7 protein-coding genes and 1 pseudogene are annotated in these 7,787 nt (G+C 70.7%); 4 read left to right on the forward strand and 4 right to left on the reverse strand.

What is annotated here, in order from left to right:
* Nucleotides 1-242: 242 nt before the first annotated feature.
* On the reverse strand, nucleotides 243-1,787 hold the full coding sequence (locus tag AB0M59_RS49070; RefSeq protein ID WP_364629792.1) for a recombinase family protein: 1,545 nt from the start codon (nucleotides 1,785-1,787) through the stop codon (nucleotides 243-245).
* Between AB0M59_RS49070 and AB0M59_RS49075 the strand changes: the two genes are divergently transcribed.
* Complete coding sequence (locus AB0M59_RS49075) at nucleotides 1,786-4,281, forward strand: polynucleotide kinase-phosphatase (RefSeq protein WP_364629795.1); 2,496 nt, start codon at nucleotides 1,786-1,788, stop codon at nucleotides 4,279-4,281. The genes AB0M59_RS49070 and AB0M59_RS49075 overlap by 2 nt on opposite strands.
* Here the strand turns inward: AB0M59_RS49075 and AB0M59_RS49080 are convergent, their stop codons facing one another.
* Nucleotides 4,282-4,611 carry a hypothetical protein gene (locus AB0M59_RS49080; protein ID WP_364629798.1) on the reverse strand — a complete coding sequence of 110 codons (330 nt, stop codon included), beginning with the start codon at nucleotides 4,609-4,611 and terminating at the stop codon, nucleotides 4,282-4,284.
* Nucleotides 4,608-5,519 carry a mycothiol conjugate amidase Mca gene (mca, locus tag AB0M59_RS49085; RefSeq protein ID WP_364629801.1) on the reverse strand — a complete coding sequence of 304 codons (912 nt, stop codon included), beginning with the start codon at nucleotides 5,517-5,519 and terminating at the stop codon, nucleotides 4,608-4,610. Before mca ends, AB0M59_RS49080 begins: the two co-directional genes overlap by 4 nt.
* Before the next feature lie 136 nt (nucleotides 5,520-5,655).
* Here mca and AB0M59_RS49090 point away from each other — a divergent pair, with 136 nt between their 5' ends.
* From AB0M59_RS49090 to AB0M59_RS49100, 3 genes are all read left to right on the forward strand, one after another.
* On the forward strand, nucleotides 5,656-6,099 hold the full coding sequence (locus AB0M59_RS49090; protein ID WP_364629804.1) for a DUF4307 domain-containing protein: 444 nt from the start codon (nucleotides 5,656-5,658) through the stop codon (nucleotides 6,097-6,099).
* 195 nt (nucleotides 6,100-6,294) lie between these two features.
* Nucleotides 6,295-6,798, forward strand: a complete 504-nt coding sequence (gene greA / locus AB0M59_RS49095; RefSeq protein ID WP_364629806.1) for a transcription elongation factor GreA — start codon at nucleotides 6,295-6,297, stop codon at nucleotides 6,796-6,798.
* Between the two features lie 49 nt (nucleotides 6,799-6,847).
* Nucleotides 6,848-7,660: an MBL fold metallo-hydrolase gene (locus AB0M59_RS49100; protein WP_364629808.1), complete on the forward strand. Its 813-nt coding sequence runs from the start codon at nucleotides 6,848-6,850 to the stop codon at nucleotides 7,658-7,660.
* 32 nt (nucleotides 7,661-7,692) lie between these two features.
* Here the strand turns inward: AB0M59_RS49100 and AB0M59_RS49105 are convergent.
* Nucleotides 7,693-7,787: pseudogene (locus AB0M59_RS49105) on the reverse strand (WYL domain-containing protein); the annotation flags it as partial.

Genomic DNA, 7,787 nt, shown 5'->3' on the forward strand with positions numbered 1-7,787 from the left:
GCGAGTCTGCTGCCAGGTGCATTCAGTTAGGTCGAGGTACTGGTGCGGTGGGGCTCTCACCGCGCGACGTGCCACGTTCGCTTCCCCGCGATCCCCGGGGACAAGAATGAAGTTACACGAGCTTCAGCGTCTTGCAATGACGCAAAGTGGGCGGTACCTGTTACCGCGCAACAAGAGTGTGCAAAGTGTGAAGCGGCTGAGCTGCGGATCTTTTCGCGGCAACGCCGAAGATCACGAGTCAATCACGCCGCGCACGGCCCGGTCCGGCACTCCTCCCCGCGGCAAAGGTGGATGCGGTCCCGCACGGGCGCCTTCCCGTTGCCGCGGCCGATCGGCAGGATGCGCAGCTGTCCCAGGTGCTCGGTGCGCAGCAGCACACGCAACGTCGCCCGGTGAGTGTCGAACGTGGCCGCCTTCCAGCGCGCCGCAACGTCCGGGCCCGGCTCGATCAGTCCCGCCAGCTCGGCCGGACGCAGCAGCTCAGCCTCACGCGCCCGCAACTTCTCGGCCCGCTGCTCGAACGCCGCTTCACCGCGAGCGGCGCTCGCAGGCTTGATCCGACCGGCGTCCCGCTCAGTCAGCAGCTCCTCAAGGTCCCGGGCGATCTCGGCCAGCTCGGCGGCGATCTGCTCGAGCTCGGCCGCGTGACCTTCCTGCGCCTGCCGGAAGGCGTCGTAGTTCCGCTCGTCCGCGAGGTAGGCCAGAGCGACCGCGGTCACCAGCTGGTCGAGCTCGGCCAGCGGCACCCGGGCGCAGCCACCAGCCGCCGAGCACGCGTAGGTCACGGGCGCGGCGTACCCAGGCCGGGACGGGTACCGGCGCCCCGCCCGCCGCCGGATCAACGACCCGCAGACGTGGCACACGCCGAGCCCGGAAAGTAGGTGCTTTGTACCGCCGGGCCGCGCGGTGAGCGCGGCGTTGTCCCGCAACCGCTTCTGGACGCGCCAGAACACCGCGGGGTCGACCAGCGCCGGCCAGGCGCCCGGCGCCCGCTCGGCCAGCGGGGACAACCGTCGGCTGCCCGGCTTCCGGCCCGGGTCGTGGATCCGCACGCCGATGTACGCCTCGTTCGTCAGCAGCGTCTTGAGCGCGTCGGGAGGGTAGGGCTTGCCGCGCCGGTCTGTGATGCCGCGCCGCTCCCAGTCCATCGCGATCGAGCGCTGCGTGTGGCCGCGGTCCACCCGGTCGAACAGCTCGGTGATCAGCGGGCCTTCCTCCGGGTGCGGTATCTGGGCCTCGAACTTCCTGGTGTGTTCGTTGTAGACGCGCTGATATCCCGTGAGCACGCGGCCGTGCGGCAGGCCGGCCCGCGCTGCCCCCGCGGTCCCGCGTCGCGTGCGGACACTGAGCAGCCCAGCCTCGAAAGCTGCGTCGGCCGCCGCATGCACCAGGTCCCGCCGGTCGTGCGGGTCCGCCGGGTCCATCAGCCGCCCGCGGACGTCGATCCAGAACCGCACGCCGCGCGCTTCGGCCAGCTCGATCAGGCGAAGCCACTCCGATTCCTTGCGGGACCCGCGCGAGTTCTCCCACATCATCAGGATCGACGCGCCGAAGGTGCCCGCCTCGAGGTCGGCAACCAGCCGTTCGAAGTCCTCGCGGTCCTTCGTCGCGAACCGCGACGCGCTGCCGAGATCGCGATAGCTCGGCCCCTGCAGCTCCCAGCCCATCCGTTCGGCGGAGCGGGCGTGGTCGGCGTGCTGGTCGTCCGGCGACTTCTCCCGGTCCGTGTGGGATACGCGCACCAAATCGCGTGCGATCACGAGGCCGGTAGCGGGAGAATGGGTCATGGCTGTAGAGTACCGCGTACCAGACATGTCCCTCGTCGTGCTCGTCGGCGCTTCCGGCTCCGGGAAGTCGACGTTCGCGCGCACGCACTTCGCGCCGACGCAGGTGCTCTCCAGCGACTTCTTCCGCGGGCTCGTCGCCGACGACGAAAACGACCAGTCGGCGTCGGCGGAGGCGTTCGACGCGCTGCACTACGTCGCGGCGAAACGGCTCGCGGCCGGGCGGATGACCGTCATCGACGCCACGAACGTCCAGCGCGCCTCGCGGGCGAGCCTGGTGAAGCTCGCGAAGGAGCACGATGTGCTGCCGACGGCGATCGTGCTCGACCTGCCGCTCGGCGTCTGCGTGGCGCGCAACGCTTCGCGCCCCGAGCGCGACTTCGGCGACCACGTCGTCCGGCGCCAGCGTGGCGAGCTCCAGCGGTCGCTGAAGTCGCTGGAGCGCGAGGGCTTCCGGCGCGTGCACGTGCTGCGGTCCGAGGCCGAGGTGGCCGAGGCGGAGATCGCCGTCGAGCCGCTGCGCAACGACAAGCGCGACCTGACCGGGCCGTTCGACGTGATCGGCGACGTCCACGGCTGCGCGGCCGAGCTCGAGGAGCTGCTGGCCGAGCTGGGGTACGTCGACGGCGTCCACCCGGCCGGGCGGACCGCGGTGTTCGTCGGCGACCTCGTCGACCGCGGCCCGGACACCCCGGGCGTGCTGCGGCGCGTGATGGGGATGGCGTCGTCCAGCGACGCGCTGGTCGTCTGCGGCAACCACGAGCAGAAGCTGGTGCGCGCGCTGCACGGGCGGAAGGTCAACGTCGCCCACGGGCTCGCGGAGTCGCTGGAGCAGCTCGAAGCCGAGACGGAGGAGTTCCGCCGGCGCGCGCACGAGTTCTGCGACGGGCTGATCGCGCACTACGTCCTCGACGGCGGCGACCTCGTCGTCGCGCACGCCGGGTTGCCCGAGCGCTACCACGGGCGCGCGTCCGGGCGGGTGCGGAGCATGGCGCTCTACGGCGACACGACCGGCGAGACCGACGAGTACGGCCTGCCGGTGCGGCTGCCGTGGGCGCGGGACTACCGCGGGTCGGCGATGGTCCTCTACGGGCACACGCCGACGCTGGAGCCGGAGTGGGTCAACAACACGATGTGCCTCGACACCGGGGCCGTCTTCGGCGGGAAGCTGACCGCGCTGCGCTACCCGGAGCGCGAAGTCGTCTCGGTGAAGGCGCACCAGGTCTGGTACGAGCCGTCGCGCCCGCTCGACGCTTCACGGCCGCTGGGCGGGCGTGAGCCGGCGGTGCTCGAGCTGGCCGACGTCACCGGCAAGCGGATCGTGCAGACCGCGCACCACGGCCGGGTCGGCGTCTCGGCGGAGCAGTCGGCGGCAGCGCTGGAGGTGATGAGCCGGTTCGCGGTCGACCCGCGGTGGCTCGCCTACCTGCCGCCGACGATGGCGCCGTGCTCGACGTCGTCGCGCGAGGACTACCTGGAGCACCCGGAGGAGGCGTTCAACGAGTACCGCGCGGCGGGCGTGGAGTCGGTGCTGTGCGAGGAGAAGCACATGGGCTCGCGGGCCGTGGTGCTGGTGTGCCGGAACGGCTCCGGTGCCCGGCGGTTCGGCATCGAAGGCGGCGGCGCCGTGTACACACGGACCGGGCGGCCCTTCTTCTCGGCAGAGCAGAACGCTGCGCTGCTCGACGACGTGCGGTCGGCGGCCGCCGGGTTGTTCGACGAGCTGAAGTCGGACTGGCTGCTGCTCGACGCCGAACTGCTGCCGTGGAGCGCGAAGGCGGGCGGCCTGATCGCGGACCAGTACGCGTCGGTCGGCGCGGCGGCCCAGGCGGTGCTGCCGGCGGCGGTCTCGGCTCTGACGACGGCGTCCGCGCGCGGCATCGACGTCTCGGACCTGTTGCAGCGCACGGCAACACGTTCGTCCACAGTGGATTTCTACCGGGACGCCTACCGGCGGTACTGCTGGCCGACGTCGGGGCTGGAGGGGGTGCGGCTGGCGCCGTTCCAGCTGCTGGCGTCGGAAGGGGCGGCCTACCACGACCGGCCGCACTCGTGGCATCTCTCGGCGTTGGAAGGTCTCACCGGGCCGCGCTTCCAGCGCACCCGGACGCTCTCGGTGGACCTGCTGGACGCCGAGTCGGTGGCCCAGGGGGTCGCGTGGTGGGAGGAGCTGACGGCCGCGGGCGGCGAGGGCATGGTGGTCAAGCCGTCGGCGAACCTCACCCGCGGCGCGCGCGGGCTGGTCCAGCCGGGCGTGAAGGTCCGCGGGCGCGAGTACCTGCGGATCATCTACGGGCCGGACTACACGCTGCCGTCGAACCTCGAGCGGCTGCGCAAGCGCGGGCTGAACCGGAAGCGCATGCTGGCGCTGCGCGAGTACGCGCTGGGGCTGGAGGCCCTGGAGCGCGTCGCGCGGGGCGAGCCGCTGTGGCGGGTGCACGAATGCGTGTTCGCGGTGCTCGCCCTGGAATCGGATCCGGTGGACCCGCGGCTGTAGTTAACTGTCGGCCTTGGTGGCCGAGGAGTCCTTCACCGGCTTCTCGGCCGCCTCGTCCTTCTTCTCGGCCTCGGCCGGCTCCTCCGCGGCGGATTCCTCGGCCGGCGGGTCGTCGAAGCTGGCCGGGACGCGCTTCAGGTGCTTCGTCATCGAGCGGACCAGGAACGCCACCGCGATGAGGAAGAGGATCAGCACCAGGAAGCCGACCGGGGAAGACTTGCCGAAGTCCTCCCCCTGCCCGCCGTTGTCGCCGTCACCCGGCTGCTGCGTCAGGACCAGGACCGACGCGGTCACCGGAAGCGCCACGCCGGCCGGCAGCGTCAGACTCATGTGTTCACCTTCTCCTCGATGCCGATGCCGGCGAACAGGTCGTCCTCCGGCAACGTGCTGTCGACCTGCGACTTGACCAGCTCGTACTCCTCGGTCGGCCAAGTCTCGCGCTGGATCTCCAATGGGACGAAGAACCAGCGGCTGTTCGGGTCGATCTGCGTCGCGTGCGCCTTCAGCGCCTCGTCCCGCACCTCGAAGTATTCACCGCACTCGACGCGGGTCGTCACCCGCTCCATCACATCGGCCCGCTCGGGGTCCCACTTGGCCAGCCACTCGGCGTACGGCGACTCGAGCCCGGCCTCCTTCAGCGCGGCGTCGAAGGCCACCATCCGGGCCTTCGAGAAGCCGTGCATGTAATACAGCTTCAGCGGCTGCCACGGCTCGCCCGCGTCGGGGAAGCGGCTCGGGTCCGGCGCCGCGTCCCACGCCGCCATCGACACCTCGTGCGTGCGGATGTGGTCGGGGTGCGGGTAGCCGCCGTTCTCGTCGTACGTCGTGATGACGTGCGGGCGGAACTCCCGGATCACGCGCACCAGCGCCTCGGTCGACTCCTCGAGCGGCACGACCGCGAACGAGCCCTCGGGCACCGGCGGCAGCGGGTCACCCTCGGGCAGGCCGGAGTCGACGAAGCCCAGCCAGCGCTGGCTCACGCCGAGGATCTTGGCCGCGCGGGCCATCTCCTCACGGCGGATCTCGTGCATGTTCGCCAGCACCTCGGGCCGGTCCATGGCCGGGTTGAGGATGCTGCCCGCCTCGCCCCCGGTGCACGTGACGACCAGCACCTCGTGGCCTTCGGCGGCGTAGCGCGCCATCGTGGCGGCGCCCTTGCTCGACTCGTCGTCCGGGTGCGCGTGCACGGCCATCATCCGCAGGCGCGGCTTGGCGGTCTTCGTCAACTGGTCCACCATGCTGCGAACGACTCCTTCTCTACCCGTATTCCGCGACCCACCTGCGGGCCGCCCACCCAGCGGGCGGATACTCGAAGCCGTACCCGCCCCACCATTGTCCCCACGGGTACGACAAGAACGAGCAGGAGGCCCCGCGTTGGCAGGCGGACCGGCGGAAACGGCAGCACCCGTGCTGCCCGAAGGCCGGTACGGCGCCACGCGGCCGAAGGCGCCCCGGCGCTGGCGGCGATGGCTCTTCCTGGCCGTCGCCCTGCTGGTCAGCGGCGTGATCGCGTGGGTCGCGTACATCAACCTCGGGTCCGCGCCGATCGACGCCGAGCGCGTCGCGTTCAGCGCGAAACCGGGCAACGCGATGGAAATCACCATCAACGTGACGCGGGACGACAACAACCGGGCGGGTGTGTGCGTCGTCCGCACCCGCGACAAGACCGGCGCCGAGAGCGGCCGCAAAGAGCTCTTGATCCCCGCCGGCGCGAAGTACAGCAGGATGAGCACGACGATCAAGAGCATCGGGGAACCGGTGACCGCCGACGTGTACGGCTGCTCGTACGACATACCAGACTACCTGTCAAGCCCATAGCGGCCAACGGGGTGAACCGCGCGCCCAACGCCCACGGCGCGCGGAATTAACGGGCGTTGACCAGTCACGCCGTGATAGTCTGACCCTTCAGCACGGCCCGCGACGGGCCGTGTTTTTCCTTTATCTCAGCCACGCGGGCACCTAGGCCCGTGTGGGCCGGCTTGAACACGCAAGCCTGGCAGGCCCGACGAGGAGATGGTGACCGTGAGCGACACCAAGGTGACCTGGCTGACCCAGGATGCCTACGACCGGCTCAAGCACGAGCTCGACGAAATGATCGAGAATCGTCCGGTCATCGCCGCGCGCATCAACGACAGCCGCGAAGAGGGCGACCTCAAGGAGAACGGCGGCTACCACGCCGCCCGTGAGGAACAGGGCCAGGCCGAGGCGCGCATCCGCCACCTGCAGGAGCTGCTGCGCTCGGCCAAGGTCGGCGAGAAGCCCGCGAACGACGGCACCGCCGGCCCCGGGAAGGTCCTCACCGTCCGCTACGAGGGCGACGACGAGGACGAGAAGTTCCTGCTCGCCACCCGCGAAGAGGGCGCCGAGGGCGACCTCGACGTGTACTCCCCGGAGTCGCCGCTGGGCAAGGCCCTGCTCGGCGCCAAGGAGGGCGAGTCGCGCGAGTACGAGCTCCCCAACGGCAAGCTGCAGAAGGTCACGCTCGTGAAAGCGGTTCCGTACACCGACACCAAGTAGACGCGGCTAGCGTGTCCTCCCAGGATCCAGGTTCTGGGAGGACGACGTCGTGAGCACCGAACCCATCTGCCAGGCCTGCGGCACGCAGTACGCCGTGGCCCGTGACGACTGCCCGATCTGCGAGGACGAACGCCAGTACGTCCCGGCGGCCGGGCAGCGGTGGACGAACCTTTCTTCCCTCCGCGCGAGCGGCACGTACACGCCGCGCGTCGAAGAGCAGGGCCGCGGCATCATCGGCGTCGGCTCGAACCCCGGCTTCGCGATCGGCGAACGTGCGCTGCTGGTGCAGGCGCGCTCGGGGAATTTCCTCTGGGACTGCGCGGCGTACCTCGACGACGCGCTGGTGGCGCAGGTCCGTGACCTGGGCGGAATCACCGGCATCGCGATCAGCCACCCGCACTACTACACGACGATGGTGGAGTGGGCGCACGCGTTCGACGTGCCGATCTACCTGCACGAAGGCGACCAGCAGTGGATCGGCAGGCCCGACCCGGCGGTGAAGCTGTGGTCCGGCACGACGCTGGACGTGGCTCCGGACCTGCGCCTGATCAACCTGGGTGTGCACTTCACCGGCGGCACGGTCCTGCACTGGCCGGACGGCGAGGAGGGCCGCGGCGCGCTGCTCTCCGGCGACATCGTGCAGGTGATCCCCGACCGCACGCATGTCGGTTTCATGTACAGCTACCCGAACCTGGTCCCGGAGCGCCCGCACATCGTCCGGCGCGCGGCGGAACTGCTGGCGGGGTACCGCTTCGAGGCGATCTACGGCGCTTGGTGGGACGCGATCGTGCGGAGCGACGGGTTCGAGGTGGTGCAGCGGTCGGCGAAGCGGTACCTGGCCCACGTGGCCGACGAAGGCTGAGTGAGCAGTCTGCCGCGGCTGGTCGTGAGTGAACCCGGCACCTCCCGGGGCGCGAACCGCGGGCCGGTCGGCGTGCGCGGGGTCATCCGGTCGGCGCGGTAGATCCGCCAGTCCTCGCGCTCGGGAC

Source organism: Amycolatopsis sp. NPDC051371, from assembly GCF_040682155.1.
Lineage (GTDB): Bacteria > Actinomycetota > Actinomycetes > Mycobacteriales > Pseudonocardiaceae > Amycolatopsis.